This window comes from Methylobacterium mesophilicum, from assembly GCF_022179445.1.
GTDB lineage: Bacteria > Pseudomonadota > Alphaproteobacteria > Rhizobiales > Beijerinckiaceae > Methylobacterium > Methylobacterium mesophilicum.
Genome location: NZ_BPQU01000012.1, coordinates 1 through 24,704 on the forward strand (window position 1 = coordinate 1; position 24,704 = coordinate 24,704).

At 67.6% G+C, this 24,704-nt stretch carries 31 protein-coding genes; 19 read left to right on the plus strand and 12 right to left on the minus strand.

What is annotated here, in order from left to right:
* Positions 1–672 precede the first annotated feature (672 nt).
* Genes MFF40_RS13640 through epmA form a run of 3 tightly spaced genes read right to left on the minus strand, consistent with a single transcriptional unit; the run spans position 673 to position 3,397 of the window.
* Positions 673–1,284 (minus strand): glutathione S-transferase family protein, encoded by a 612-nt coding sequence (locus tag MFF40_RS13640; RefSeq protein WP_238260966.1) that lies wholly within the window; start codon positions 1,282–1,284, stop codon positions 673–675.
* Between the two features lie 17 nt (positions 1,285–1,301).
* Positions 1,302–2,345 carry a lysine-2,3-aminomutase-like protein gene (locus MFF40_RS13645; protein WP_147853939.1) on the minus strand — a complete coding sequence of 348 codons (1,044 nt, stop codon included), beginning with the start codon at positions 2,343–2,345 and terminating at the stop codon, positions 1,302–1,304.
* Positions 2,342–3,397 carry an EF-P lysine aminoacylase EpmA gene (gene epmA / locus MFF40_RS13650; protein WP_147898598.1) on the minus strand — a complete coding sequence of 352 codons (1,056 nt, stop codon included), beginning with the start codon at positions 3,395–3,397 and terminating at the stop codon, positions 2,342–2,344. Before epmA ends, MFF40_RS13645 begins: the two co-directional genes overlap by 4 nt.
* Positions 3,398–3,631: 234 nt before the next feature.
* On the opposite strand from epmA, the gene efp reads away from it, so the two are divergent.
* Complete coding sequence (gene efp, locus MFF40_RS13655; RefSeq protein ID WP_147853941.1) at positions 3,632–4,198, plus strand: elongation factor P; 567 nt, start codon at positions 3,632–3,634, stop codon at positions 4,196–4,198.
* Positions 4,199–4,423: 225 nt separating this feature from the next.
* Here efp and MFF40_RS13660 read toward each other — a convergent pair whose 3' ends face one another.
* Complete coding sequence (locus MFF40_RS13660; RefSeq protein ID WP_238260879.1) at positions 4,424–5,437, minus strand: heparan-alpha-glucosaminide N-acetyltransferase; 1,014 nt, start codon at positions 5,435–5,437, stop codon at positions 4,424–4,426.
* 347 nt (positions 5,438–5,784) lie between these two features.
* Between MFF40_RS13660 and MFF40_RS13665 the strand changes: the two genes are divergently transcribed.
* The 8 genes from MFF40_RS13665 to MFF40_RS13700 all read left to right on the plus strand — a co-directional run bounded on the left by MFF40_RS13665 (position 5,785) and on the right by MFF40_RS13700 (position 10,906).
* Entirely contained in the window at positions 5,785–6,390 is a 606-nt protein-coding gene (locus MFF40_RS13665) for a cold-shock protein (protein ID WP_238260881.1), read from the plus strand.
* A gap of 75 nt (positions 6,391–6,465) precedes the next feature.
* The gene (locus MFF40_RS13670; RefSeq protein WP_238260883.1) at positions 6,466–6,960 is read left to right on the plus strand and encodes a DUF192 domain-containing protein; all 495 of its coding nucleotides are present in this window, start codon (positions 6,466–6,468) and stop codon (positions 6,958–6,960) included.
* 119 nt (positions 6,961–7,079) lie between these two features.
* Positions 7,080–7,484, plus strand: a complete 405-nt coding sequence (locus MFF40_RS13675; protein WP_238260885.1) for a hypothetical protein — start codon at positions 7,080–7,082, stop codon at positions 7,482–7,484.
* Positions 7,485–7,567: 83 nt separating this feature from the next.
* Positions 7,568–8,440 carry a dienelactone hydrolase family protein gene (locus MFF40_RS13680; RefSeq protein ID WP_238260887.1) on the plus strand — a complete coding sequence of 291 codons (873 nt, stop codon included), beginning with the start codon at positions 7,568–7,570 and terminating at the stop codon, positions 8,438–8,440.
* A 191-nt stretch (positions 8,441–8,631) separates the two neighbouring features.
* On the plus strand, positions 8,632–9,087 hold the full coding sequence (locus MFF40_RS13685) for a response regulator (protein ID WP_238260889.1): 456 nt from the start codon (positions 8,632–8,634) through the stop codon (positions 9,085–9,087).
* A gap of 80 nt (positions 9,088–9,167) precedes the next feature.
* Entirely contained in the window at positions 9,168–9,368 is a 201-nt protein-coding gene (locus MFF40_RS13690; RefSeq protein WP_147853947.1) for a hypothetical protein, read from the plus strand.
* A gap of 94 nt (positions 9,369–9,462) precedes the next feature.
* On the plus strand, positions 9,463–10,635 hold the full coding sequence (locus tag MFF40_RS13695; protein ID WP_238260891.1) for a lipase family protein: 1,173 nt from the start codon (positions 9,463–9,465) through the stop codon (positions 10,633–10,635).
* Positions 10,636–10,705: 70 nt separating this feature from the next.
* On the plus strand, positions 10,706–10,906 hold the full coding sequence (locus MFF40_RS13700) for a hypothetical protein (RefSeq protein WP_147898596.1): 201 nt from the start codon (positions 10,706–10,708) through the stop codon (positions 10,904–10,906).
* Between the two features lie 134 nt (positions 10,907–11,040).
* On the opposite strand, the gene MFF40_RS13705 is transcribed toward MFF40_RS13700, so the two are convergent.
* Positions 11,041–11,220, minus strand: coding sequence for a hypothetical protein (locus MFF40_RS13705; RefSeq protein WP_238260892.1), 180 nt, complete (start codon positions 11,218–11,220; stop codon positions 11,041–11,043).
* Here MFF40_RS13705 and MFF40_RS13710 point away from each other — a divergent pair.
* On the plus strand, positions 11,219–11,506 hold the full coding sequence (locus MFF40_RS13710; protein WP_187278183.1) for a hypothetical protein: 288 nt from the start codon (positions 11,219–11,221) through the stop codon (positions 11,504–11,506). The genes MFF40_RS13705 and MFF40_RS13710 overlap by 2 nt on opposite strands.
* A 255-nt stretch (positions 11,507–11,761) precedes the next feature.
* On the opposite strand, the gene MFF40_RS13715 is transcribed toward MFF40_RS13710, so the two are convergent.
* The 7 genes from MFF40_RS13715 to MFF40_RS13745 all read right to left on the minus strand — a co-directional run bounded on the left by MFF40_RS13715 (position 11,762) and on the right by MFF40_RS13745 (position 17,382).
* On the minus strand, positions 11,762–12,724 hold the full coding sequence (locus MFF40_RS13715) for a YncE family protein (protein WP_378994470.1): 963 nt from the start codon (positions 12,722–12,724) through the stop codon (positions 11,762–11,764).
* 47 nt (positions 12,725–12,771) lie between these two features.
* Positions 12,772–13,305: an SRPBCC family protein gene (locus MFF40_RS13720; RefSeq protein ID WP_147853951.1), complete on the minus strand. Its 534-nt coding sequence runs from the start codon at positions 13,303–13,305 to the stop codon at positions 12,772–12,774.
* A gap of 115 nt (positions 13,306–13,420) precedes the next feature.
* A complete protein-coding gene (locus MFF40_RS13725; RefSeq protein ID WP_147853952.1) occupies positions 13,421–14,011 on the minus strand; it encodes a DUF447 domain-containing protein in 591 nt (196 codons plus the stop codon).
* A 3-nt stretch (positions 14,012–14,014) separates the two neighbouring features.
* On the minus strand, positions 14,015–15,574 hold the full coding sequence (locus MFF40_RS13730) for a DUF6513 domain-containing protein (RefSeq protein WP_238260895.1): 1,560 nt from the start codon (positions 15,572–15,574) through the stop codon (positions 14,015–14,017).
* A complete protein-coding gene (locus MFF40_RS13735; protein ID WP_147853954.1) occupies positions 15,571–16,143 on the minus strand; it encodes an amino acid kinase family protein in 573 nt (190 codons plus the stop codon). The genes MFF40_RS13730 and MFF40_RS13735 overlap by 4 nt, the downstream gene beginning before the upstream one ends.
* Complete coding sequence (locus tag MFF40_RS13740) at positions 16,140–16,841, minus strand: (5-formylfuran-3-yl)methyl phosphate synthase (RefSeq protein WP_238260896.1); 702 nt, start codon at positions 16,839–16,841, stop codon at positions 16,140–16,142. The genes MFF40_RS13735 and MFF40_RS13740 overlap by 4 nt, the downstream gene beginning before the upstream one ends.
* A 28-nt stretch (positions 16,842–16,869) precedes the next feature.
* Positions 16,870–17,382, minus strand: coding sequence for a DUF3280 domain-containing protein (locus MFF40_RS13745; RefSeq protein ID WP_147898590.1), 513 nt, complete (start codon positions 17,380–17,382; stop codon positions 16,870–16,872).
* A 185-nt stretch (positions 17,383–17,567) separates the two neighbouring features.
* Between MFF40_RS13745 and MFF40_RS13750 the strand changes: the two genes are divergently transcribed.
* From MFF40_RS13750 to MFF40_RS13790, 9 genes are all read left to right on the plus strand, one after another.
* Complete coding sequence (locus MFF40_RS13750) at positions 17,568–18,827, plus strand: ABC transporter substrate-binding protein (protein ID WP_378994374.1); 1,260 nt, start codon at positions 17,568–17,570, stop codon at positions 18,825–18,827.
* Between the two features lie 142 nt (positions 18,828–18,969).
* Positions 18,970–19,293 carry a hypothetical protein gene (locus tag MFF40_RS13755; protein ID WP_238260899.1) on the plus strand — a complete coding sequence of 108 codons (324 nt, stop codon included), beginning with the start codon at positions 18,970–18,972 and terminating at the stop codon, positions 19,291–19,293.
* Between the two features lie 2 nt (positions 19,294–19,295).
* Positions 19,296–19,754: a PIN domain-containing protein gene (locus tag MFF40_RS13760; RefSeq protein WP_238260901.1), complete on the plus strand. Its 459-nt coding sequence runs from the start codon at positions 19,296–19,298 to the stop codon at positions 19,752–19,754.
* A gap of 133 nt (positions 19,755–19,887) precedes the next feature.
* Positions 19,888–20,871, plus strand: coding sequence for a YVTN family beta-propeller repeat protein (locus MFF40_RS13765; RefSeq protein ID WP_238260903.1), 984 nt, complete (start codon positions 19,888–19,890; stop codon positions 20,869–20,871).
* 105 nt (positions 20,872–20,976) lie between these two features.
* On the plus strand, positions 20,977–21,411 hold the full coding sequence (locus MFF40_RS13770; protein WP_147898587.1) for a cupredoxin domain-containing protein: 435 nt from the start codon (positions 20,977–20,979) through the stop codon (positions 21,409–21,411).
* Between the two features lie 239 nt (positions 21,412–21,650).
* Positions 21,651–21,866, plus strand: a complete 216-nt coding sequence (locus MFF40_RS13775) for a hypothetical protein (RefSeq protein WP_147899647.1) — start codon at positions 21,651–21,653, stop codon at positions 21,864–21,866.
* On the plus strand, positions 21,863–22,603 hold the full coding sequence (locus MFF40_RS13780; protein WP_238260905.1) for an ABC transporter ATP-binding protein: 741 nt from the start codon (positions 21,863–21,865) through the stop codon (positions 22,601–22,603). The genes MFF40_RS13775 and MFF40_RS13780 overlap by 4 nt, the downstream gene beginning before the upstream one ends.
* Before the next feature lie 262 nt (positions 22,604–22,865).
* Complete coding sequence (locus tag MFF40_RS13785; RefSeq protein ID WP_147898083.1) at positions 22,866–23,750, plus strand: ABC transporter permease; 885 nt, start codon at positions 22,866–22,868, stop codon at positions 23,748–23,750.
* Positions 23,751–23,863: 113 nt separating this feature from the next.
* Positions 23,864–24,499 (plus strand): hypothetical protein, encoded by a 636-nt coding sequence (locus MFF40_RS13790; RefSeq protein WP_147855497.1) that lies wholly within the window; start codon positions 23,864–23,866, stop codon positions 24,497–24,499.
* The last annotated feature ends 205 nt before the right edge of the window (positions 24,500–24,704 follow it).

Below are 24,704 nucleotides of genomic sequence, written 5' to 3' on the forward strand. Positions count from 1 at the left end.
GGAGTCACATCCACCAGCGTCGCGCTGCCCCTCTCCCGACCCCCTTCGGGGGCCAACCTCCCCCGCAGAGGGGGGAGGGAGAGCCGCGGTGTCCCCAGCGTATCCTGCCGAACCCGATGCGTGACTCCGCTAGCAAGTGCGGGAGGGTGACAGGCTGAGGGATCAGGTCCCAGACGTTTCAAAGTGTTTGCAGCAGCGGTCGGCAGATGTCCGCCCCGCTCGGCCGGAAACAGCCTCGTCGTCCCGGGGCCGTGAAGCGGAGCCCGGGATCCAGAACCACTATCGGATCAATGACTTGCGCCGTCCGCGGCTTTGGGTTCCGGGCTCGCCTACGGCGCCCCGGGATGACGGGGTAGCGGCCGAAGTGTCCGCGGAAACCTGGGATCCGTGGGGGGAAGGGTGGCCCTCTGCAGCTTGCCGCTTCCTCCCGTGCCGCCTTCTCGGCTATGACCTTGGTGAGAGATGGCCGCATGCCGCCGGAGCTCGCCAGCGCGGTTTGAAACGCCTGATCCCGTTGCCAACGCTCCGCGCGTAGAAGTTAATCCAACCACCTCGAAAAGGCTGGATCGGGTCAAGCCTCGATTCGTCCGACGGATCAATGAGCTGCGAGGGACCTTTCAGGGATCGCCCAACCATCCATCGCGCCTCGATGCACCAAAGCCAGACGGCTGCTCAGGCGATCGGCTCGCCGAGCGCCCGAGACGCGCCGGGCCTGCCGGCCAGCCGCTCGTACCAGCGGCGCAGGGCCGGGCGCTCGATGCGCTCGACCGGCAGGTTCAGCCAGCGATGGGCGGCGCAGCCGAGCGCGATGTCGGCGATGCCGAAGCCGTCGCCCACCATGTAATTTCGGTCCGCCAGGTGCGCATCCAGGATGGCCGCCAGCGCCTCCGAGCGCGTGATCGAGGCTGCGACCACCGTCCGGTCGGGATTCGCCGAGCGGTAGAGCTGCCAGAACGCGTCGCGCATGGCGGGCGTGAAGGTGGTGGCCTGCCAGTCCAGCCATTGCTCGACGTGGGCGCGGGCCCGCGGATCGGCCGGCAGCGCCAGGGCCGGCGCGGTCGAGGCCACGTAGCGCAGGATGGCGTTCGATTCCCAGAGGACGAACCCATCCTCCTCCAGGGTCGGGACCAGCCCGTTCGGGTTCTTGGCGCGATAGGCGGGATCGGCGACGACGCCGTGAGCGCCGCCGGCGTTGATCCGCTCGTAGGCGAGTCCGGCCTCGTCGAGCCCCCAGACCGCCTTCTGCACGTTCACCGAGGTGAGCCGCCCCCAGAGCTTGCGCATCGTCACCAAGACCTCCCTCAGACTTTCGGTGGGTAGGCGTGCTCGCACCCGTTCGGATCGGTCACCCGCGTGCCGTCGGCCGCCTCGCGCAGGTACCCGGGCCCGACCGGCACCTTGCCGTGGCCGCCTGGAATGTCGAGCACGTAGGTCGGCTGGGCCAGACCCGAGAGGCGACCGCGCAGGGCGCGCATCAGCGCCTGTCCCGCGTCGAGGCTGGTTCGCAGATGGCCCGTGCCTGGGGCCAGGTCGCCGTGATGCAGGTAGTAGGGCTTGATCCGGTTCTCCACGAAGGTCCGCATCAGCGCCTCGAGGGTCGCGGGATCGTCGTTGACCCCGCGCAGCAGCACCGACTGGCTGACCATCGGGATCCCGGCATCGACCAGCCGGGCGCAGGCTTCTTGAGCCGCCGGGGTGAACTCGCGCGGGTGGTTGGCGTGGAGCGCCACGAACACCGCGCGCCCGAACCGCTTAAGGGACCGCACCAGATCGCCGCCGACGAGGTCGGGCTTCACCACCGGTACGCGGGTGTGGATCCGCATCACCCGGACATGCGCGATCGCCGACAGCCGCCCGGCGATCGCGCCGAGCCGGCGGGGCGAGAGCGCGAACGGGTCGCCGCCGGTGACGACGACCTCCCAGATCCGCGGATCCTGCGCGATGTAGGCGAGGGCGCCATCGAGTTCCGCGTCGGTCAGGGAGCCGAGGCCGTCCGGCCCGACCATCTCCCGGCGGAAACAGAACCGGCAATAGACCGGGCAGATGTGCAACGGCTTCAGCAGCACCCGGTCGGGGTAGCGGTGAACGATGCCCACAACCGGAGCGTGCGCTTCGTCGCCGATCGGGTCGGCGCGCTCCTCCGGGGCGGCGACGGCCTCTTCGGCCCGCGGCACGAACTGGCGGGCGATCGGATCCGCCGGGTCGTCCCGGTCGATGAGCTCCGCCATGTCCGGGGTGACCGAGACGGCGTAGCGGGCCAGCACATCGTGCAACGCCTCCGCCTCCGGGCCGGACAGCAACCCGGCCTCGGCCAAGTCGGCGGCGCTGCGAAGCGTGCGGTTCATGGCAAGGTCTCCGCCACCGGCGTCCAGATGACGTCGTCGACGCGATCGGCCCCGCAGGCCAGCATGGCCAAGCGGTCGAACCCGAGGGCGATCCCCGACGCATCGGGCATCACCGCCAATGCTTCGAAGAAGTCGGGGTCGATCGGGTAGGCTTCGTCGTAAACGCGCAGCTTCACCGCCATCTCCGTGTCGAAACGTCGGCGTAACGTCACCGGGTCTGTCAACTCGCCGAAGGCATTGGCGAGTTCGACGCCGCAGGCATAGAGTTCGAACCGTTCGGACACCCGCGGATCGCCCGGCACCGGGCGGGCCAAAGCCGCCTCGCCGATCGGGTATTCGCACAGGATCGTCGGGCGCCCGATGCCGAGATGCGGCTCGATCCGCGCCACCAGAACCCGGGAAAACAGATCCGCCCACGTGTCATCCGGGGCCACCCGCAGGTCCGCCGCCGTCACGGCGCCGGCAAGGGCGTCGCGGTCGGTCTCGCCACGCGGCGTTATCGTGGCCAGCAGGTCGATGCCGGCGAAGCGCGCGAAGGCCTCGGCCAGGGTCAGCCGCTCGGCCTCCGCGAAAGGGTCGGCCTCCCGGCCCCGGTAGACGAACCGGCGCGTGCCGGCGGTCTCGGCGGCGAGCGCCAGAAGCTCGGCGCAATCCACCATCAACGCCGTGTACGGCACCCCGGCGCGGTACCATTCCAGCATGGTGAATTCGGGGTGGTGAAGCGGGCCGCGCTCGCGGTTTCGGAACACCCGGGCGACGCTGAGCAGCCGCGCCTCGCCTGCCGCCAGCAGCTTCTTGCAGGCAAATTCAGGAGAGGTGTGCAGGTAGAGCGGCGTCCGCGCGCCACTCCCGCCGATCGCCTCTGTGGCAAACGCCGAGAGATGCGCCTCGTTACCGGGCGAGACCTGCAGGCAGGCGGTCTCGGCCTCGACGAAATCCCGCTCCGCAAACCAGGCCCGGAACGCGGCCAGGATCCGGTTGCGCAGCAACAGGCGAGGCCGGCGGTCGGCGTGGCGGTCAGGCGCCCACCAGGGCGAGACGGCTCCGGTCACAATCGGTCTCCAGCATGGCCGGCCCCAGGCACGAGCGAGCGGGCCTGAGTGTGAACCGGGCGCCAGGTTCGCCTCCGATCCACGTCGGGGACGCATCGGTGCCGCGTGCCGAGACCGCCGGTTGAGGTTCGCCGGCTGGCAACCACGCCGCAGATGCGATAGTGGCGGGGCCTGAGATCCAGTGCACGCGCTTGGCGCGTGCCGACCCGCCTTGTCAATGCAGGACCGAATTCCGTGAAGGTGATCGCCTCAACGCTCCGCAAGGGCAACGTCGTCGACAAGGACGGCAAGCTCTACGTGATCCTGTTCGTCGAGAACATCCACCCCGGCAAGGGCACCCCGGTGACCCAGCTCGACATGCGCCGCATCACGGACGGCGTGAAGGTGTCCGAGCGCTACCGGACCACCGAGCAGGTCGAGCGGGCCTTCGTGGAGGATCGCGAGCACACCTTCCTGTACAGCGACGCCGAGGGGTTCCACTTCATGAACCCCGAGAGCTACGAGCAGGTCGCGGTGCCGGCGGACGTGGTCGGCGATGCCGCCCCCTACCTGCAGGAGGGCATGGCCGTGATGCTGTCGAGCCATAACGACGTGCCGCTGACCATCGAGCTTCCCCAGCGGGTGACCCTGGAGGTCACCGAGACCGAGCCGGTCCTTAAGGGCCAGACCGCCTCTTCGTCCTACAAGCCGGCCACCCTCTCGAACGGCGTGCGCACCACCGTGCCGCCGCACATTGCTGCCGGTACCCGCGTCGTCGTGATGACGGCGGACGGCGCCTACGTCGAACGCGCCAAGGACTGATTGTTTCGGATTTCGCGCGGCGGGTTGATGATTGCACGGGCAGGGAATCTCATCCTGCCCGCGCCCTGTTCCTCGGAGGCCGACGCAAGGCGGAAGCCTCTCGAGAGTTCTCCCGATCGTTCGACGATCCCCGGCCGGCTACCCCGAAGCCCGCGATCCGTTCGTCTCAGGACCAAGGTGGTGGGTAGGACGGACCGTGCGCCATCGTGCAGCGCAGCCGCGACTTTACCTCGGCATCCGCGAGGCCGCCTCGATCGCCCCGTAGCAGCCCTGCGATAGGGCTTGTGCCCGCGACCGCTCCGCCGGACTGAACGGGCGGCCATCCTCGCGAAACAGATCCTCCTTGAGCAGCGCGTCGGAGGTGCACCGGGCTGCGATGCGGCAGAGCGGCGGCTCGCCGCCGGTTCGTGAGCAGATCGTCACGTAATCGGCCCGGAACGCGCGCAGACCGGCCATCGGGTTCGGTCCCGTCAGGGTGACGAGGCCGGTGAGCAGCCCGAGCAGCACGGGCTGGTGGACGAGGTACACGATCAGGCTGTGGCGCCCCAAGAACGTCGCCGCACGCCCAAGCGCCGAACGCGGCGTCCAGTTGCCGAACCGGGATCGCGCAAGACGCGGCAGGCCGAGCCGCCCGAGGACGATCCCCGACAGGACGAACCCGAACCACGGGAACAGCGGCACGTAATCGTTGGTTCGCGGCGTCCCGGAACCGAGGCCGAGGAAGAACAAGATCGGGTCATCGAGGAGAGACGCGTGCACCAGGAGAGGCATGGCGAAGACCGCCACCGCGGCGAGTGCCGTCACGGCTAAGGGGGCGAAGAGGAACGGCAGGCCGAGTACGCTCGAGACGGCGATGCAGTGCAGGATGCCGAAGAAGACGTACGCGTCGGGAAAGGCGATCCAGGTCCCGAGTGTGACGAGGAGCGCCGCCCCACCGATCCGCGCGAGCCGCAGCACGGTCTGGCGCGGACGGATGCCGCGCCCGTTCATCAGCACAAGTCCGACGCCGACAAGGGTGAGGAAGGTCCCGGCGATCGTCTCCGCCGCCCGATGGCCCGCCGCCGTCAGAGCATAATTCTCGGCCGTCAGCCGCAGGAAGCCGAGGTCCCAAAGCGTGTGGTAGCTCGCCATCGCCACGAGGGCCGCCGCCCGCGCCGCATCGATGATCGGGTAGCGGCCTGCCGGTGCGGCGCGCGTGGGCGGCTCAAGGGGCTCGGGAGGTGTGGGCACTATCGACATGGCGATGGGCTCAAACCACGCCTGGACCTCGGACGCCACCGCTACTCGAAGCCGCAACGCGCCCGGACCCATATCGCGATTGCTCTCGAAGACGTGAACGCGGGCCCACGACGGTCGCAGAAACCTGATTGGAAGCCATAAGGCGGGCGAACCAGATGCCTTGATAGCGACAGGACGCCCAATTCGGCTCTCCCTGCGACCGATCGACTGTTGCGGACCTGCCTCCCCCAGGCAAGATTGCAACTCGCTAGGGCTCCAATGCCGGTCATATGGGCTTTCCGCGAATCAGGACTTCGTTAATCTTGTTGTGAGAGCGCGCGGCGTGATTCGGTGTAGGTTGCTCGGCCATGTCTGATGAACGCGGATCCGGGCCGCAGAACCCCAGTCGGATCGAGGACAGCCGTGTCGCCGAAGCGGCGGCCGGCGAGGACGAGGCTTTCGACCTCGTGGAGGTCTCCGGCCGCATCAAATGGTTCGACGTGTCCAAGGGCTTCGGCTTCATCGTACCTGACGACGGCGCCCCCGACATCCTGCTGCACGTCACCTGCCTTCGGCGGGACGGGTTCCAGGCGGCCAGCGAGGGCGCGCGCATCGTTGTCGAGGCGGTGGAGCGCCCGCGCGGCTGGCAGGCGTTCAAAGTCCTGTCTCTCGACCAGTCCGCGGCTGTGCATCCCTCCGAGATGCCGATGCCGCGCACCCATGTCTCGGTCACGCCCACGAGCGGCCTGGAGACGGCGGTGGTGAAGTGGTTCAACCGCTTGCGCGGCTTCGGCTTCCTGACCCGCGGCGACGGCACACCCGACATTTTCGTCCACATGGAAACTCTGCGCCGCTACGGCATCGCCGAACTCAAGCCAGGCGACGCCGTATTGGTACGCTACGGTGACGGCTCCAAAGGTGTGATGGCGGCCGAGATCCGTCTCGTCGACGGGGCGCTCCCGGCCTCGCACTGACGCCCCAATTCGCGCGCGCTATCTGTACCCGCGGTCGGCACACCGCCCGCGATCGCGTTTCCCGAGAGGCAGTCCTTGAGAGTTCTTTTCCGCGTCTCGCAGGCGGCGGCCATAGCCTGCCTCATCCTGGTCGCACCGGTTCCCGTTCACCAGGCCACTGCCCAGAGCGCGGCGCCGCAGAACGCCGCCAAGACAGAGCCGCTGATCATCGCCACCAAGGCCGGGCCGAAGCGGTTCGACGTCGAAGTGATGCGTGACGACGCCAGCCGATCCCGCGGGCTGATGTTCCGCCGGCACATGGCGCCCGAGCATGGCATGCTGTTCGATTTCGAACGCGCCGAACCCGTGACCATGTGGATGAAGAACACCTATCTCCCCCTCGACATGTTGTTCATCCGCCCGGATGGGACCGTGAGCCGGATCGCAGCCGACACCGAGCCGCTTTCGACCGCGATCATCCCGTCCGGCGGCCCTGTCTCCGCTGTGCTCGAACTCAATGCCGGGACCGCCGCTAAGCTCGGGATTCAAGTCGGCGACCGGGTCGAGCACCCTTTGTTCAAGGAGCGATGAAGCGATCGGGCCTGCCGCGAACGCAGCGGGAACAATGGCCTTGACCGTCGGGATGTTCCGCGCCAATGTTCCGGAATTGTTCCGGTGCTTCGGAGTGCCGGCCCTGCGCGGAGGACCCGATGAGCGACGTGGCCGATGCCGAATTGTTCGGCAACGACGATTGGTCGGTTAGCGTGGATGGGCTTGAGCACCGCGCTACCGGTTACTTCATCAGCCGGGACGCCGTGACGATACGGCGTGCCGAGGGCCTTTGGGACTGGCCCCTACAATTGGCCGAGAAGAGCTGGTGCCGGCCGAGTCTGTTTCGCGAGGCGTTCCTGGCAGCGCTCGACCGCTTCGGAATCGCGCGCGACGCCGGCCTGACCCGATCCTTCGCGCTGGGTTACGGGATCCGGGCAGGGGACGCATCCACGTCGGACGGCTTCGTTACGCTTGCCGACGTGCTGAAGCCCCGCGCCGTTCCGGCAACGGTCCGCATCGCCGCCGAGCCGGCCGCGCGCGCCTTGGCGGCGGCAGGCGCGTGAACGCCAGTTCGTGCCGGGGTCGCATTTGACCACGGCCGGTGCCGGCAGATAGCCCTCTACGCTGTACCGCGGGAGGGAAGATCATGGCAGACAGCAATCACGCCGGACTCGACGGGTTGGTGACACCGCCATTGTCGCGGCGCGGCTTCGTGATGACCAGTCTCATCAGCGGTCTGACTGTCGCCACGACCCGTGTCGAGGCGCAGGTGATTCACACCGATGCGACCGGTATCGAGGCGGGCGAGGTCAAGATCCCGGCGGCCGACGGTCCGATGCCAGCCTACAGGGCGGTGCCCGCCGGGGAGGGGCCTTTTCCTGTCGTACTGGTGATCGAAGAGATCTTCGGGGTCCACGAGTATATCAAGGATATCTGCCGTCGCCTCGCCAAGGCCGGCTACTGCGCCGTCGCACCCGAACTCTACGCCCGGCAGGGCGACCTCTCGACCATGACGGATCCTAAGATCATCATCCGGGACGTCATCTCGAAAACGCCGGACGCACAGTGGATCGGCGATCTCGACGCCACCGCGGCTTGGGCGGCCTCCGCTGCCAAGGGCGATGCCGGCCGACTCGGCGTGATGGGGTGGTGCCGAGGTGGTCGCGACGCCTGGCTTTACGCGGCGCATCGTCGCGACTTGAAGGCGGCGGTCGCTTGGTACGGACCACTGGGCGGCGATCGGACCGATATTCAGCCGCGCACCGCCGGAGATGTGGCGGCCGAGATCCATGCGCCGTTGCTTGCCCTCTACGGTGGCGCCGACACCGGCATCCCGCCCGCATCCGCAGAGGAAGCTCGCGACAAGGCCAGGCATGCGGGCAGGAGCGTCGAACTCGTGATCTACCCGGATGCGCCGCACGGATTTCATGCGGATTATCGCCCGAGCTACCGCAAGGACGCGGCCGAGGATGGCTGGGCCCGCGCTCTCGCCTTCCTGAAAGCCAACGGCGTCGGCTGATCAAACCGCTCCTGGCGGTCTTGGCGGGATGTTCCTGGATGGCTGTGCTTCCCGGGACACGGCCACAACTTGCCGAATATGCGAGGGTCGCAGGAGGATCTGTGCCTGCGCGGGTCCGGCCCTTCGCGACGATCAGAGCGTTGAACCGATCGTCGCGACCGCCGTTCAGCCCCTGTAGAGTGTCCCGGCCCATGAGCGACTCGGTACAGCCCGGACAGAAGCCCGTGATCCTCGTCGTGGAGGACCAACCCGACGAGCGCTTCCTCGCGGCCACTCTCCTGGAGGATACTGGCTTCACGGTGATTGAGGCCGAGACTGCCGAACTGGCTCTCGCCATCCTCAACGACCGTGCCGACGAAGTCAGTGTCGTGTTCTCCGATGTGCGTACGCCCGGACCGATCGGCGGATTCGAACTTGCGCGGATTATCGGCGTGACCTGGCCGCGCGTCCGTGTGCTGCTCACCTCCGGGGATGCGGGCGACCAGCCGAGCGACCTACGCATGTCGGCGACCTTCATCCCGAAGCCCTGGCGCGCCGAGGATATTCTGGCCTGGGTCGAGCAGGCCGCGGGCCGTCCCTCGGTGTCGACCGGCCCGGCGGTGATCGGACCGGGCGGAAAATTAATTACGCCGGGTCTGGAAACCTGAGACCTACTCCGGGTTGTACGGCACTCCCGGGGCGCTAGCCGCCCGATCCCGAACAACTCCGTCGGCAGCTCAGATCAATCATGCTCATCGTCGCTGCCAACTATGCCGATTCCCTGCGTCGGCGCTCGTGGGACGATCGTCCAGAGGCCGATATCCTCGATACGGTGACCGACGAGTTGCGCGCGCATTACAGTCCTGTCGCCGATGCGGTCCCAGCCGAGATCCTGGCCCTGGCCGAACGTCTGGACCATCCGGAATCCGAGCGCGCTTACGGCGCCTGACCGATCCTATCGGGATGAGTCGCCAAGGCGAATGAATCTGCTATTCAGCGCGCTCTGACCTGCCGGCGCATTGCGTCTCTCAGTCGAGCCCCTCATGCGTCTCAATGCTCTTCGTGGATCGCTCGCCGTCGGTGTGATCCTGACGCTTGCGGGGTTGAGTGCCGCTCGAGCTGCATCCCCACCGCCGCAGCCGTCGGAAGGAGCCGGCGGATTCGGAGACCGCAAGGCGACGATCGTTAAGCGCCTGCTCGGGCGGGGATCCGCTACGACGTTCGCGTTCCACGCTGCCGGTACCGCGCCCGAGGCCGGCCGGCCAGTGGTCGTGTTCCTGCACGGATGGGGTGTGGTCAATCCGCAAAGCTACGGCGGTTGGATCGACCATCTCACTCGTCAGGGCTGGCTCGTGCTGTATCCGCGCTTCCAAGAGGTGAACCGGACCCGCCCAGCCGACGCACCCGGCCTCGCCGACGGCCTGGTCAAAGCGGCACTGGCAGACCTGGCCTCCGACGCAGACGCAAAACCCGATCTCGGCCGCGTCGTTCTCATCGGACATCTGGCCGGCGCCCCGCTCGCCATGGACATGGCCGCCGACGCCAAGCAGCACGGCCTGCCCGTCCCGAAACTGATCTTCATGGCTGCGCCGGGCGGCATCGCCAGCGGCCCGAAATCGCGCGGTATCGCGCTGACGGAACTCTCCGGCATCGATCCTTCCACCCTGCTCATTGCCATGGTGGGCGACAAGGATACCCGGGCGGCGGACCTTGCGGCGAAGCGGCTGCTACGCGAGGCGAGTGCCGTACCGCTGGAACGGAAGCTGTTCATCCGTGCCCTCTCGGACGATCACGGCTTCCCGGCCCTGACGGCCACGCTCGCGGCTCCCGCCGGCACCGACACCGCCTACGACGGCGGCGCGATCAAGCCTGGGCCGGAGCCCAAGGACGCGGCCAAGGACGCTCCGAAGCCGCCGCCATTCCGGTGGTCCGCCGACATGGCGTTGACCGGCGAACAGCAGACGCTGGTCTCGCAGATCAACATCGCCCGCGTCGATGCGCTGGACTACCTCGGCTTCTGGAAGACCTTCGACATCGCCGCTGCCGCGGCCTTCGCCGGGTCGGACGCGAATGCGATGAAGAACAATCCGCGGCTCGCGGACATGGAGCGCTGGAGCGACGGCTGGCCGGTGAAGCGCCTTTCGGTGGAAACACCCCGACTGGTGGCGCCGGCGGCTCAGGCAGCCACTCCGGCCGCGCCAAGTAGGAAGCGCTGATCGACGACACCAGACTTCCTCTTGGCGTAGGGCTTGCTACTCTGTCCGTGTTCGACACGGGAGACGAAGCATGCCCGAGTTCGTCGCCAGCCTGCTCGCTGCAGGAGCTTTCTGCCTGACTCTCCTCGCGCTGAACGCACTGACCCGGCTGCTGATCCAGGCGCATTATGCGCCGGCGGATCTGGGTGAATCCGGCTTCCTCCAGATCGGCGGCGCCCTGATTCTGGCCCGGATCGCTTACCGTCGGGCGCCACACCGTCAGCTGGACTGAGCAATCCGGTCGTTCTGCGGATTTGACATAACGGATGGGGACAGAGACCCCGCTCGCATCGAGAGCGTTCTGCCTGGTCGGTTGGGCAGCGACGCGTTCGAGGCGGGCGGTTGCCTACACATAGGCGCCAGGAACTACGACTCCAAAGCCTCCGCCATCTCTTGACCGTCCGCGACGCCGAGCGCGGCTTTCTCGGCCAGCAGGGCGGCCAGGGCGATGCGGATCAGATCGCCTTGCTCGCGATGCGGGTGATCGAGGGCAGCCGTCATCGCGCGACGGTAGCGGTCCTGGATCGCGGCGAGTTGGGTGGCCATGCCGACCTTGGCAGGCGGTCTCTCGACCGCGTTAGCCCGCCTCGGCTTTGCCGGCGTTTTCTTCTTCGTGGGTGTCCTGTCCGGCATGACAGGGCAAGCAACTTTGCTGTTTCGGAGTTCCTCGTCGCATTTCACACGCAGCCTGCTCGGTTCTCCGGCGGTGGCTTTCTTGCAGCCCTCGGCAGACTTCTTCGCCGACGGAGCCGTGACGGCGCGGACCGCAGTGCAGGCGTTCCGGATCGGTCTCGCCGGCCACATCGGGATTTTGGCGTGTTCCGATCCTTAGGCTGCGCCGCGCCTGCCGCCCTCCTGAGCTGTGTCGCGGTTGTCCGGTACGGCGTTCTATTCGAGGTTGCTCCAGCAGGCCGCTCAGGCCTCGCACGCCACAGCCTCGCTTTGGGGTCCCAGTCAAATGCCGTCGCCAATCGCAACGGCAAGTGCCACGCTCCCGTGATGGCGACCTGTTAGAAGCGGCCGCCGCCATTGAATGGGGCGACGAAGGCGAGGGCGCGACCCGTAATCCGACAACCGTGCAGTTGCACTACCGCAGGAAGTCGCCGAACGCGCGGGGACCGTTCCCAGTCGGGATGGTCTTCAGCACCTTCAGCGTCCGGCCGTCGAGGACACTCAGCGTGTTGTCACCCCAGTTGGCGACGTAGAGGCGACCGCCGGCGTCGGCCGCGATGCCCTCGGGATGATCACCCACGTCGATATCGGCGAGCGGCTTTAGGGTCGTAAGATCGAAGGCTGTGACGCTGCCGGCATACTGGTCGGTCACGAAGCCGCGCCCTTGCGTGAGGGCGATCACGTAGGGTCGCCGGCCGGTTGGGATCCGGCCGATCTCCCGACCGGCCGCGAGGTCGATCACGGAGACGTCGTCGCTGGTTACGTTCGCCGTATAGGCGCGGCCCGTGGGGGCGTCGAGAGTAATCCCGAACGGGTGTTGCCCGACCGGGATGACCTTGGTTTCCTTGCGGGCGTCGGCATCGACCACAGAGACCGTGTCGGCCTCCCGGTTGGCGACGTAGAGGGTCGCCCCGTCGGGCGAAACGGCGATACCGGATGGAGAGGCGCCGACCGCGATTTCGCCGTCGGGGATCAGGCGGCCGTCACGTTCGGTCAGAACGAACAGGCGGTTTCCGTACCAATCCGCCACGTAGACTTTGCCACCCCTCGGATCAGCGGCGACGCCCAGCGGCCCACCCGGCAGCGGCACTTCCGCGGCAACGACGCCGGCATCGAGATCGAGCACCGCGAGACCGTGACCTTCGGGCCGCGTGACATACGCCCGCTTGCGATCGGGCGACAGGGCGATCCCAGCCGGCGCCCCGTCGAGTTTGATGCTACGCACCACCTTACCGGCGGCGAGGTCGACAATTTCGACCGCGCCGCCAAGCTGGGTTGTCACGATCGCCTCCCGCGCCTGTTCGGCGCGGGCGTACGTCGCGGTCAGGGCGAGGCCGGCGACGAACGCCGCCTGGCCGCATTTGAGGTGACGACGCAGGTTCGTATCGCAAAACCGCAGGACGCTTTTGCGAAACCCGCGCAGGCTCACGAGCCCTTCTCGACCTTGGCCTTCAGGTTGGCGAGGCTTGCCTTGATCCAGGCGCCCACACCCTTCTCAGAGGCTTCGTCGTTGAGCTCGGGCGGCGGATCGTTGTTCATGTAGCCGCGATAGAAGGCAGCCTTCCACTCGACCTTGGACTTGGCGTCGCCCGCGGGCTCCACCGTGATCGTGGCAGAATAGTCGTTGGCCGGCAGGTCCTTCACATCGACCTTCTCGATATAGTACGAGAACAGCTTCTCGTCCGGCTTGTACTTGTTGCTGGTCTCTTGGATTTGGTTGCCGTTCTTCAGCGTGAGGGTGCGCTTGAACTTGTTCGGCACGTCGCCGCTGACCTCGGTCTTGGTGACGTTCTCCATCCAGTCGGCGTTCTTGACGTCGCCGATCACGGCCCAGACCTTGTCGGCCGGGGCGTTGATCTCGATCGACTCGGAAATCTTGCGCCGGGTCGGGCCATGGGCCTGCGCGGTCGCCGCCACCAGGGCGGCCGTGGCCGCCAGGGCCAGGGTCATTTTCTTCATCGTGTATTGCTCCTCCCGCCTCCGGGGCGCGGTCCGGCATCGAGATACCGGTTCTGCGTCCGAGAGCGTGTCACAAGTGAGTGTCAGAGCCGCATTCGATCTCTCGGATACGGATCTAGCTTGCGTCCCGACCGAGAATGCGCGCTTCGGCCCCGAAAGCCTCCGCGACCTTGTCCTCGATCCAGCCCCAGGCCTCGCGCTCGCGCGGGCCCGCGGTCTTGCTGATGGCGATGGCGAGGTAGGCCATCTCCGTCAACACCTTGTCCGGCTCAAGCATGTGGAGCCGGGTCGAGAGGATCGCCGCCTCGAGCACCGCGGCTTGGGCGCGGTTGTAGCCGATGAACGGCGCGTGGGCGGCCGAATGCACGAGGCGGCCGCGGAAGCGCGGCCGGGTCTCGTGGTCCTCGACCGATGCGACCTGGAACTCGGCGTGGCCGAAACTGTCGGCCAGCCGCCGGCCGGCAATGGCCGCGCACGCCACGGTCGGCCATTCGCGCCGGCCCGTCACAGCGCCCGCGATCACCCGGATGTCCCGCGGGCTCGACGCCGCGAAGCACGGATTGGCCTCGAGATTGACGATGGTCGGTGAGGGTCGGAACGGCGCCAGCACGTAGCCGTCTTCGTCGCCGATCAGCCCGAACGGCACGAGGTGCAAGTCACCGGACGGCGCAAGCGTGGTGACGATGGTCTCCAGGATCAGCGGCATCGCTCAGGCCCTGTCCGCCGGCACCAGCCGGCCGCAGACCAGCTTGGTCGCGGGCTGAGGCGTCTCTGGCGGCGCCTCGTCGCGGGCCTCGGCTTCCGAGATCGTTTCAGGGGCGTCGGCATCCGCCTCGGGCTTCACCAGCCGCGCATCGCGGGTGCCGGGCGGGGGCGCGTCGGGGCCGGAATGGCGAGTGTGTCCGGCCTTCTTGAACGCGGTCGAGTCCTCAACGTCGGCGTCGGCCGCGCAGCCCCAGTCGAGGGCCTCGTCCTGAACGTAGCGCTTTCCAAGCCGCCAAGCGGTCTCGGCCTTGGCGAGTTCGGCTCCGAGATAGAAGGCGTGGGCGCCGTCGCTCTTCACGTCGAGATCGGGGAAGAAGGCCATCGCGTCGGTGCCGACTCTGTGGACGTCGCGGTTGTAGACGTGGATCCCGTCCTCGGCGACCGCGATCCGGTAATTCGGATCCCGGACCTCGGCTGCAGCCTGGGCGACTTCAGCGGCGGTCTGCACGAACGGGCGCTTATCGTGAAGGGCCAGCAGCGCGCGCCCGTAGCCTTTGGGCAGGGCGGAGTCGGCCTTGGCGGCGTACATCACCCGCCTGGCGGCGTCGTGCTCCTCGACGGTGCGGCGGGTGTGATTCGAGACTTGAACGATCAGCACGTTGCCGATCGATAGTTCCGAACACATCCCGACCAGCAGGGCGGTGACGCCGAGCGAATCCGCCTCGGTCAGCTCCGTCAGGTTGCCGGTGCCCATCATCATCTGGATGTCGGGCCAGCGGGTGCGTGTGTCGCGGTAGCGCCCGATCGAATCCACGAAGCCGTGGTGGATTGGCTCTAGGATCGGGTCGGCCAGGAACGGGCGCCCGGCCTTCAACATCCGCTCGATCGCGCAGTCGAGGGAGGGCAGGTCGTCCGGCCTCAGGGGCACTAGGATCGGTACCGCGTCGGTCTCGAAGGCGAGATCCAGCGTGTCGATGTTCAGGCTGAGCAGGTAATCCGCCCCGGCCCCGGCGCCCCGGGCGAGTTCGTCCAGTGAGAAGGAATCGACGCTCACCTTCAGACCCGCGCCCTTGAGGGCGGCCACGGACTCCTCCAGATGCGGGAAGGTTGTGTCGGGCAGCCCGCCCAGGTCGATCACGTCGGCGCCGCGGCGGGCAAGGTCGAGCCCTTTCGCCAGGATCTCGTCGGGGGTCATCTTCGAGGCATCGACGATTTCGGAGAAGATCCGCAGGTTATGCTTCGAGAGGTCCACCTTGCGCCCGGCGAGCCCCAGCCAGGCCGGCAAATCGACGACCTCGTCCGGGCCACGCTCGACCGGAACATGGAAATGCTCGGACAGCCGGCCGGTATCGGCCCGGCAGCGGCCCGGAAGGACGATTCGGGTCGCGCCCTCGGGGATCTCGATCCGGCGGCGGATGATTTCTTCCGTCATCAGCGCGGCGACCTTTACGCCGGCATCCGCGATGCTCCAGCGGACCGTCGCCGGAAGGCCGGCCGCGACTTTTTCGAGCCGCGCCCGGGCGAGGCGACCGGTGACGAACACGATGTGCTCGGGGGCGCTCAAGCAGCCACCCGCTGGCGGAGCGTGACGTTCCGGGTCGGCCCCCAGATCGCTATCGAACCGCCGTAGCGCTTAGCGAAGGCGGAGAAGGCGGCATCCACGAACCCGCGTTGGGCAAGTCCATCTGCATCCTCCTGTGACGGGGCGTCAGCCGACTTCACCAGCACGCAGCGTCCAGCACGCATCCGTCGCGCGAGCCAGAGCGCGAGACTGTCGGATGTCACGCCCCAATTCTCAGGGATTTCCGGGTCGCCCACCCTCAAGGTCGTCGGGTCCCAGACCCGGGAAGCATTGGCGATCTCTGTCCACGGCTCCAAACTGCGCGCAAGGCGGGGCTCGATCGAGCAAAAGTCCGTCGCCATGCGGCCCATCGCGTCCAACGCCCGGCAGTGGGCCTCCGCATCGTCGAAGCCGTCCCGAATCTGGGCGGCACGCACGGCGTCCGCATAGGCGCCGCCGCCGGGCACCACGACGCAGCGTCCGTGCAGGCCTGCCGCTACATCCGCCAGAAGGGCTCGGCGACGCTTCGGATCCGCCGCGAGGCTGCCTCCGATCTTGAGGACCGTCGTCACGCGGCGTCCCGTTGGTTCGGGCGCAAGGCGCGTACGGCCTCGGCGACCCGTAGCGGATCGATACCGTTGCGCCGATCCAGGTCGCGGCACAGGCCGCCGCGGAATCCGAAATAGTCGGGGCGGTGTACGCTGAGGGCAGGGATATCGGTGACCCGGAGAGAACCTGCCAATCCGCTCATCAACCCGTGGCTCCGGCACGCTGCCGTGAACGCCGCGAGCGCCAGGGGCTCGGCAAGGTCGGTCAGGCGGACGCCGGCCTTTCCGGACGTGTCGATCATCGCTCCCGCAAATCCGGCCTGCGCCAAAGCCGGGACCAGGTCCGCCGCCGGGCCGTCTTCGGCGAACAGGACTGCGATGAGGCGGCCGGGGGCACCCTCGGCGAGGGCGGCGAGCGCCCGGGGATCGCGGCTTTGCGCAGGGGCGAGGCCGGTCTTCACCCAGTCGATCCCGGTCGCCGCCATCGCGGTGACGGATTCGGGCGTCGGGTCTGCCACCGCGCTGGTCACGGCCGCGCCGGCGACGCGCGCCACGATCGCGTCCACCAGTGCGGGTTCCAGGGCGCCCAGCGCTCCGCGCTCCGGATCCTTGGCGTCGATCAGGTCGGCCCCGGCGAGCTGGGCGGCCTCGGCCTCGGCCGGATCGCGCACGCTGACGAGGAGGCGGGGCAGGGGGCCTGGCGGTACGGGGTACGCGGACACGGATCTCTCGAAGATGGGCGGCACGCAATCACGACTTGCCGGGCAACGGCTCGGCGAGCAGGCGGTTCTTCACGACCCAGCGCATGGCGTGCGCCCAGGTGTCGTCGGTATCGGCCCGGATCGTCACCTGCCCGCCGCGCACCATCTTGCCGGTCTCGGCTTCGGCGATGGTGACGTTCAGGTTGAAGATCTGGCCGGATCCCTTCTCCACATAACCGGTCACGACGAGATCCGCACCCAGGCTCTTGGCGATGTCGGCCGCGCACCCGTTGCACTTGTAGAGCGGGCCCTCTTTGGCGACCACGTCGGATTTCGGGGCTGTGTCGACGATGTCCAGGCCGGCCTGGTTGCGGAGGGCGTTGCGCAGCTCGTCCGTCACCAGCGTCAACTTCTTGGTGTCGACGGGCCGGACCCGCGTGCCGTAGGTGGCCCCGGGATCGAACAGCTCCACCGGGAACACCGCGGCCTTCTCGGCGGCGTGGGCACCGGACACCCCGGCCAGCAGACAGGCGGTCACCGCGCACGATAACAGGTGGCGCATCCTCGGGGCTCCCTCTCGATGACCGGCGCCGACGCTGCCGCCGGCGTTTTCGCCCCTATAGCTCGGGCGAAGGGACAAATTGGCAATGTACATCGCCGCGCCGGTAGCCCACGACGCGAACGTGAACGTCCGACCGGGGCGCCGCGGTTGAGCGGCCGGATCCGAAGCTGCTAGAGGCCGCGTATATGCACGATCCTGCACACGCCTCGGCCCCGATTCCCGTCCAGCCTTCGCGTTATCCGACGCCGCGCTCGGCCAGCCTTCGCGTTCTCTTCACGTGCTGGACCGTGCTGACGCCGGTCGCCGCGCAAGCCCAGCAGCCGGCCCCGCAACCGATCGAAACGCCGATCGGCCTGATCTACCGGCCGCAGCCGGCGCCGTCGTCGTACGATGCCGAGGCCGCCCCGGAAGACGAGGGGCTGGCCGGCGCCAAGATGGGCATCGCCGACAACAACACCACCGGCCGGTTCACCAAGCAGACCTTTTCACTGGATGCGGTCGCGCTGAGCGACGACAAGCCCGACGCCGTGGCGGCGGCCAGGGAGTTGGCGGCCAAGGGCGTGCACTACTTGGTCCTGGCCCTGCCGGCGGATGCGGTGCTGGCGGTGGCCGACGCGGTGAAGGACACCGGGGCGGTGGTGCTGAATGCCGGCGCCCCGGACGACCGGCTGCGCGGCGCCGACTGCCGGTCCAACGTATTCCACATCCTGCCGTCCCGAGCGATGCTGACCGACGCCATCGCGCAGTACCTGACGGTGATGCGCTGGCGGAAGGTCTTTCTGATCTTCGGGCCGACCGAGGCCGACAAGGCCTATGCCGAGGCCGTGCGCAACTCCGCGCGCAAGTTCGCCCTGAAGATCACCGCGGAGAAACCCTGGACCTTCGGACCGCTGGCGAAGGCACGGGGCGATACCCCGACCCGGGCCGAGGCGATGGTCTTCACCCGCGGGCTCGACTACGACATGGCGATCGTGGCCGACGAGGAGGGCGACTGGGGCGACTACGTCTCCTACCGCACCGTCGATCCCCGGCCCGTCGGCGGCACGCAGGCGCTGACCTCGACCACGTGGTCGCCGGTGCTGGAGACCTGGGGGGCCGCGCAGGCTCAGAACCGGTTCCGGCGGCTTGCCTCCCGGCTGATGCGCCCCTTGGATTACCAGGCCTGGGCGGCGATCCGGACCGTCGGCGAGGCCGTCACCGCCAAGAAGACCAACGATCCCGCCGTGCTGACCCCGTACCTGGTGGATCCGGCCTTCAACCTGCCGGCCTACAAGGGTGTGTCGCTGAGCTTCCGCCCCTGGGATCACCAGCTGCGTCAGCCGGTCATCGTCGTCCAGCCCAAGGCCCTGGTCTCGGTCGCGCCCGAACAGGGCTTCCTGCATCAGCGCACGCCGCTCGACACGCTGGGCGTCGACCTGCCGGAGACCACCTGTAAGTTCAAATGACCGTGTTCTCGCGGGTCGTCGAGCGGTTCCATCGCGGGGCACAGGAATGTCGCCGCCACCATTGACGCGGGCGGCCCAGGGGGGCCACCTTCCGGAGGCGCGCTCCACCGAGACGGTGTCCTCTCGAAGTCCGAGACTCACGATGAGCCACGAGGTCCAAGAAGAACGGCCCATAATGGAGACCAGGAGCCCCGGCATCAGCGTCAACGATGCGATCGACCGCGCGAAAGAGTGGCTTTTGTCGACGATGTCGACGGAGAACGTCTCGAATCTCGGCCTCGAAGAGGTCGAGCATCATCCAGGATACTGGAATATCACTCTGGGCTTCTCTCGACCCTGGGATGAGGCGCGCAACGCCATATCGGTGCTGAGCGGCACTGTCGTCATGCGCAGGACCTACAAGATCGTGACGGTCGATGAGACGACCGGGGAGATCGTTTCGATGAAGAGTCGCGACGTCGAATAGCGATGCGGAAATACGTTCTGCTCGATACGAACGTCCTCGTGCTGTTCATCGTCGGCGGAACGTGCGCGGACTACATCCGAATCCATAAAAACTGCTCGCGGTTCTCGCGCGCCGACTACGATGCCCTGCTGCTGCATATTTCGGTGGCGGCCGGGGTCATCACCACGGCGCAGATCCTGTCCGAGACCGCCAACCTGCTCCGCCAGGTCCGGGATCCGATCAGGTCTGAGATCGCCGCGTTCTTCAAGCTGTTCGTCTTGCACGTCCGCGAGTTGCAGCCGACGGGCTGGGATGCCGTCCATGACGACACCTACGCGTGGCTCGGATTCAACGACGCCTCGATCCTGGCCTGTCTAGCTCCAGACCGTGTGCTCATCACGGAGGACGGTAACCTGCACGCTGCAGCACGCACGCGCTCGACCGATGTCCTGCACTTCACAGAGCTGAGGATGTGTGAATAAGCATCGCGGCTGACGCCCTGCGAAGGGAACGCCGGCCACGGCCGCAAACGCCGCAACCCCTCGCAACCGGCCAAGATCGCACTACAGTTGGTGCCAGAAAGTGCCGAAAAGGGCACCCAGGGAAGGAAGTCGTATGCGCCGCCGCTTCGAGGCAGGTCTGAGTGTTGTCGCCCTCGGAGCGGGGCTCGGCCTCTGCGGGCCGGCCTTTGCCTTCACCGCCTACGTGAGCAACGAGAAGGGCAACTCCGTCAGCGTCATCGATACGAATACGATGACCGTCACCGGAACCTGGAAGGTCGGGCGCCGGCCGCGCGGGATAACCGTGTCGAAGGACGGCAAGGAGGTGTTCGTCTGCGCCAGCGACGACGACCGGATCGACGTGCTCGATGCCAGCTCCGGTAAGGTCGTGCGCTCGCTCCGCTCCGGCCCCGATCCCGAGCAGTTCATCCTCGATGCCTCCGGCAACCCGCTCTACGTCGCCAACGAGGACGACAGCCAGGTCACGATCATCGACATCGAGAAGAACAAGGTCCTGGCCGAGGTGCCGGTCGGGGTCGAGCCGGAGGGGATGGGCCTGTCGCCGGACGGGAAAATCCTGGTCAACACCTCCGAGACCACCAACATGGCGCACTTCATCGACACCAAGACGTTCCAGGTGATCGACAACGTGCTGGTTGACGCCCGGCCGCGCTTTGCCGAGTTCACCGCCGACGGCAAGTTCCTGTGGGTCTCCGCGGAGGTCGGCGGCACGGTCAGCGTGATCGACGTGGCCCAGCGCCGGGTGGTGAAGAAGATCACCTTCAAGATCCCCAGCGTGAACGACGAGGCGATCCAGCCGGTCGGCATCCGCATCACCAAGGACGGCACCAAGGCCTTCGTGGCCTTGGGCCCGGCCAACCGGGTCGCGGTGATCGATGCCAAGAGCTACGACGTCCAGAAGTACCTGCCCGTCGGCCAGCGCGTCTGGCAGCTCGCCTTCACGCCGGACCAGAAGATGCTGTTCACCACGAACGGCACCTCGAACGACGTCTCGGTGATCGACGTGGCCGCCGAGAAGGTGGTCAAGAGCATCCCGGTGGGCCTGCTGCCCTGGGGCGTCGCCATCTCCCCGAACTAGTTTGTCACTCGAACACAGGCGCTAGATCGGGGGTGCGCGCCTCCGATTGAACGTCCATGACGCAGAACAGGATCGCCGAACCGGCGGCACAGGGGTAGGAACGACATGACGCGGACGTTTCGGATCGCAGCCCTCGCTCTGGTCGGCCTGTTCGCGGCTGGGCCGGCCTCGGCCCTCGACCTCACCAAGAAGCGCGAGAACCTGCCCGACCTCGTCCTGGGCGACGATCAGGGCAACGACTTTGTGGTCGAGAACAAGGACATCACGCTGGAATCCGGCAAGGCCTACCGGCTGCGCATCGTCGCCAAGGGGCGGCAGGAGTACAAGTTCTACGCCCCCGAGTTCTTCCGCTACATCTGGCTCAACCAGATCGTCATCGAGCACAAGGAGATCCACGGCGGCGGCGCGCCCGACCACCTGGAGTTCGACGATCCCGGCGAGATCGCCGTCGAGTTCGTGGCGATCAAGCCCGGCACCTACAAATGGGAGGCGCGCGGCCTCGAGGCGAAGGGCATGACCGGCACGTTGACGGTGAAGTGATGGGCGCCGGGTTCAGAGTTGCGCGCGCGGCCACAAACGCATCTCCCTCCCCCCTCTGCGGGGGAGGGTGGGCCGGCCGTCGGGCCGGGTCGGGAGAGGGGAGCCCGGCTTCAGGACAAGGCTGTGTCGGTATGAAGGTCACCACCTCATCCTGCACCGTCGCTCCCCTCTCCCGACTCCCTTCGGGGGCCACCCTCCCCCGCAGGGGGGGGAGGGGGTTCGCGCTCTTACTCGTCAGCATCTTTTTGACCACCCCCGCCCTGGCGGCCGACGACGCGGCGTCCTGCGCGGAGGGCATCGCGATGATCCGCGACGCGTTGGCGGCGAATTCGTCCGAAACCGCTCTTCCAAAACTCAAGAAAGCCCTGCGGGTCGCCGAGCGCGAGCAGAAGGAGGGTGAGTTCGACGAGTGCCTCGACGCAGTCGCGGATGCCCGCAGGGCGCTCGGGCGATGAGCGAGGCGGCACTCTTGGTCGAGCATGTCGGCCACCGGTTCGGGGCCCGCGCGGCGCTGGACGACGTGTCGATCACGGTGGAGCGCGGGCGTTTCGCGGCGTTGCTGGGGCCGAACGGCGCCGGCAAGACCACGTTGTTCTCGGTGATCACCCGCCTGTACAACAACCAGAGCGGCCGGGTCTCGATCTTCGGCCACGGACTCGACCGGGAGCCCTCCCGGGCGCTGGCCCGGCTCGGCGTGGTGTTCCAGGCACGCACGCTGGATACCGACCTCACCGTCGAGCAGAACCTGCTCTATCACGCCAGCCTGCACGGCATCACCCGCACGGTCGGGAAGCTGCGCGTCGGCGCGTTGCTCGACCGGGTCGGCTTGGCGGACCGCAGGCACGACAAGGTCCGCACGCTGTCGGGCGGCCAGTCGCGCCGGATCGAGATCGCCCGCTCGCTGATCCATCGGCCGGACCTGCTCCTGCTCGACGAGCCGACCGTGGGCCTCGATCTCGAATCCCGGGCCGACATCGTGGCCATCGTCCGCGCCCTGGTGCGCGAGGAAGGCCTGTCGGTCCTGTGGGCGACGCACATCTTCGAGGAGATCTCTCCGGAGGACGAGGCCGTGGTCCTGCACCGGGGCCGGATCGTCGCCCGGGGCCGGGCCGGGACTATCGGCGCGCCCGGCGAAAACCTGGCCGACGCGTTCCGCCGTCTCGTCGCAGAACCGGGGAGGGCGGCGGCGTGATGGCCGACCGGACGTTACGCGCGCTCTCCCTCCCCCCTCTGCGGGGGAGGGTGGGCCGGCCGTCAGGCCGGGTCGGGAGAGGGGAGCGCCGTATCCGGAAGGGTCGCGACGCCAACCACATCCTGCACCGTCGCGCTGCCCCTCTCCCGCCCCCCTTCGGGGGCCACCCTCCCCCGCAGAGGGGGGAGGGGGAGATGCGTGTTTCCGGCCCACGCCCTCGCTGCGAAATCAAAGGCGTGCCGTTCGACATGGGTCAGTTGACATGACGGCGCCCCTCGCCACGGCCGATCCCGCAACCTCGTCCCAAAAAAACGCCGGCATGGGCCGGCTGGATGCGGTCGGCTACCTGATCTGCCTCGGCGGCATCGTCCGGCGCGAGTTGCTGCGCTTCTTCAATCAGAAGGAGCGGTTCTTCTCGGCGTTGGTCCGGCCGCTGGTGTGGCTGTTCATCTTTGCCGCGGGGTTCCGCAACACCCTCGGGGTCTCGATCGAGCCGCCCTACCAGACCTACGTGCTCTACGAGGCCTACGTGGTGCCGGGTCTCGCCGTGATGATCCAGCTGTTCAACGGCATGCAATCGTCGCTCTCCATGGTCTACGACCGCGAGGTCGGCTCCATGAAGGTGCTGCTGACGTCGCCGTATCCGCGCTGGCTGCTGCTGTTCGCCAAGCTGATCGCCGGCGTCTCGGTGTCGATCGTGCAGGCCTACGCGTTCCTGGCGGTGGCATATTTCTGGGAGACCGACATCCCGCCGCTCGGGTACCTCACGGCGCTCCCGGCTTTCCTGGCCTCGGGGCTGATGCTGGGGGCGATCGGCCTGTTCCTGTCGTCGCTGGTCCGCCAGCTCGAGAACTTCGCCAGCGTGATGAACTTCGTGATCTTCCCGATGTTCTTCGCCTCGTCGGCGCTCTACCCCCTGTGGCGGATCCGGGAATCTTCGGAAACGCTCTACTGGATCTGCGAGTTGAACCCGTTCAGCCACGCGGTCCAGCTCGTGCGCTTCGCCCTCTACCTCCAGTTCGAACCGGTCGCCTGCGCGGTCGTGGTCGGCGTGACCCTCGCCTTCTTCGGCATGGCGGTCGTCGCCTACGATCCGGGCCGCGGCATCATGGCCCGGCGCGGCGGCCCGGCCGGCGACGCCACCTAGGGCCGCGTGCCGGATAGCGTACCCGGCCTGCGACCCTATCTCCTTATGACCGCGTGATGATTTCGGAAGACCGCTTTCCACCTTCCGCATCATGCCCCGACGGAACCCGCCCGATGCATAGCCTCGCCCGCCTCCTCGTCCCGGCCTTCGGGCTCGCCCTGATGACGGGCCCCGCGCTCGCGCAGCCCAGGCAGGACCCGGACTGGCCCTGCGTGCAGCGCAAGGTCGCGACCCTCAGCCCGGGGCAGTTCTGGACCGGGCCGGACATCGCCGCGGCCGGCGACTGGGGCAGCGACAACGACGCGGCGGTGCTGGCGCAGAAGATCGCGTCCCGGCGCACCGAGCTGTCCGAGGTCGGCCCGCTGCTCGATGGGTTCGTCGGCAAGCTCGGCGCCGACAAGGATGCCCGGGCCAAGTCCCTGACCCACGTCTACGCGGGGGTGTTCGAGGTCATCAACGGCGAGCGCGACAAGATCATGGGCGGCATCGCGCGCTACGCGCAGGGGCAGCGGCGCATGGCCGAGCGGATCCGCGACGAGGCCGACAAGATCAGCCAGACCAAGGACGCGCCCAGCGCCACGGACGCCACCGAGTTGCCGAAGGACCAGTCCGAGATCGAGACCAAGTTCGCCTGGGACCGCCGCATCTTCCAGGAGCGCAGCCAGTCGCTCACCTACGTCTGCGAGGTTCCGCAGCTTCTGGAGCAGCGCCTCGGCGAGGTCGCCCGCCTGATTCAGGCCCGGCTCTGAGGGGCGGCCGCGGATGGGATGCGGGCATTGCCTAATTATCCCGTCCGGTTTGCCGAATGATCCCTAAGTCGCTGAAATCGTTATCGAAACTGTTGCTGTCAAACCACGTGCGTCGACGTTCGAGTTCGGTATTTCCCAAAGGTTGCTGAAACACGGCGCGCGTGGTGTTCAATCAATTGTGTCCTTTTCCTTCACCCGCCAAGAG

What these genes read in the sequence shown, in the direction of transcription:
- MFF40_RS13700 (WP_147898596.1), top strand. Translation starts at nt 10,706, where the DNA reads ATGCCCGAGTTCGTCGCCAGCCTGCTCGCTGCAGGAGCTTTCTGCCTG.
- MFF40_RS13695 (WP_238260891.1), top strand. Translation starts at nt 9,463, where the DNA reads ATGCGTCTCAATGCTCTTCGTGGATCGCTCGCCGTCGGTGTGATCCTG.
- MFF40_RS13720 (WP_147853951.1), bottom strand. Translation starts at nt 13,305, where the DNA reads ATGAAGAAAATGACCCTGGCCCTGGCGGCCACGGCCGCCCTGGTGGCG.
- MFF40_RS13770 (WP_147898587.1), top strand. Translation starts at nt 20,977, where the DNA reads ATGACGCGGACGTTTCGGATCGCAGCCCTCGCTCTGGTCGGCCTGTTC.
- MFF40_RS13680 (WP_238260887.1), top strand. Translation starts at nt 7,568, where the DNA reads ATGGCAGACAGCAATCACGCCGGACTCGACGGGTTGGTGACACCGCCA.
- MFF40_RS13790 (WP_147855497.1), top strand. Translation starts at nt 23,864, where the DNA reads ATGCATAGCCTCGCCCGCCTCCTCGTCCCGGCCTTCGGGCTCGCCCTG.
- MFF40_RS13665 (WP_238260881.1), top strand. Translation starts at nt 5,785, where the DNA reads ATGTCTGATGAACGCGGATCCGGGCCGCAGAACCCCAGTCGGATCGAG.
- MFF40_RS13785 (WP_147898083.1), top strand. Translation starts at nt 22,866, where the DNA reads ATGACGGCGCCCCTCGCCACGGCCGATCCCGCAACCTCGTCCCAAAAA.
- MFF40_RS13760 (WP_238260901.1), top strand. Translation starts at nt 19,296, where the DNA reads ATGCGGAAATACGTTCTGCTCGATACGAACGTCCTCGTGCTGTTCATC.
- MFF40_RS13645 (WP_147853939.1), bottom strand. Translation starts at nt 2,345, where the DNA reads ATGAACCGCACGCTTCGCAGCGCCGCCGACTTGGCCGAGGCCGGGTTG.
- MFF40_RS13755 (WP_238260899.1), top strand. Translation starts at nt 18,970, where the DNA reads ATGAGCCACGAGGTCCAAGAAGAACGGCCCATAATGGAGACCAGGAGC.
- MFF40_RS13685 (WP_238260889.1), top strand. Translation starts at nt 8,632, where the DNA reads ATGAGCGACTCGGTACAGCCCGGACAGAAGCCCGTGATCCTCGTCGTG.
- MFF40_RS13780 (WP_238260905.1), top strand. Translation starts at nt 21,863, where the DNA reads ATGAGCGAGGCGGCACTCTTGGTCGAGCATGTCGGCCACCGGTTCGGG.
- MFF40_RS13660 (WP_238260879.1), bottom strand. Translation starts at nt 5,437, where the DNA reads ATGTCGATAGTGCCCACACCTCCCGAGCCCCTTGAGCCGCCCACGCGC.
- MFF40_RS13690 (WP_147853947.1), top strand. Translation starts at nt 9,168, where the DNA reads ATGCTCATCGTCGCTGCCAACTATGCCGATTCCCTGCGTCGGCGCTCG.
- MFF40_RS13750 (WP_378994374.1), top strand. Translation starts at nt 17,568, where the DNA reads ATGCACGATCCTGCACACGCCTCGGCCCCGATTCCCGTCCAGCCTTCG.
- MFF40_RS13710 (WP_187278183.1), top strand. Translation starts at nt 11,219, where the DNA reads ATGCCGACCTTGGCAGGCGGTCTCTCGACCGCGTTAGCCCGCCTCGGC.
- MFF40_RS13745 (WP_147898590.1), bottom strand. Translation starts at nt 17,382, where the DNA reads ATGCGCCACCTGTTATCGTGCGCGGTGACCGCCTGTCTGCTGGCCGGG.
- MFF40_RS13640 (WP_238260966.1), bottom strand. Translation starts at nt 1,284, where the DNA reads ATGCGCAAGCTCTGGGGGCGGCTCACCTCGGTGAACGTGCAGAAGGCG.
- MFF40_RS13675 (WP_238260885.1), top strand. Translation starts at nt 7,080, where the DNA reads ATGAGCGACGTGGCCGATGCCGAATTGTTCGGCAACGACGATTGGTCG.
- MFF40_RS13725 (WP_147853952.1), bottom strand. Translation starts at nt 14,011, where the DNA reads ATGCCGCTGATCCTGGAGACCATCGTCACCACGCTTGCGCCGTCCGGT.
- MFF40_RS13705 (WP_238260892.1), bottom strand. Translation starts at nt 11,220, where the DNA reads ATGGCCACCCAACTCGCCGCGATCCAGGACCGCTACCGTCGCGCGATG.
- MFF40_RS13765 (WP_238260903.1), top strand. Translation starts at nt 19,888, where the DNA reads ATGCGCCGCCGCTTCGAGGCAGGTCTGAGTGTTGTCGCCCTCGGAGCG.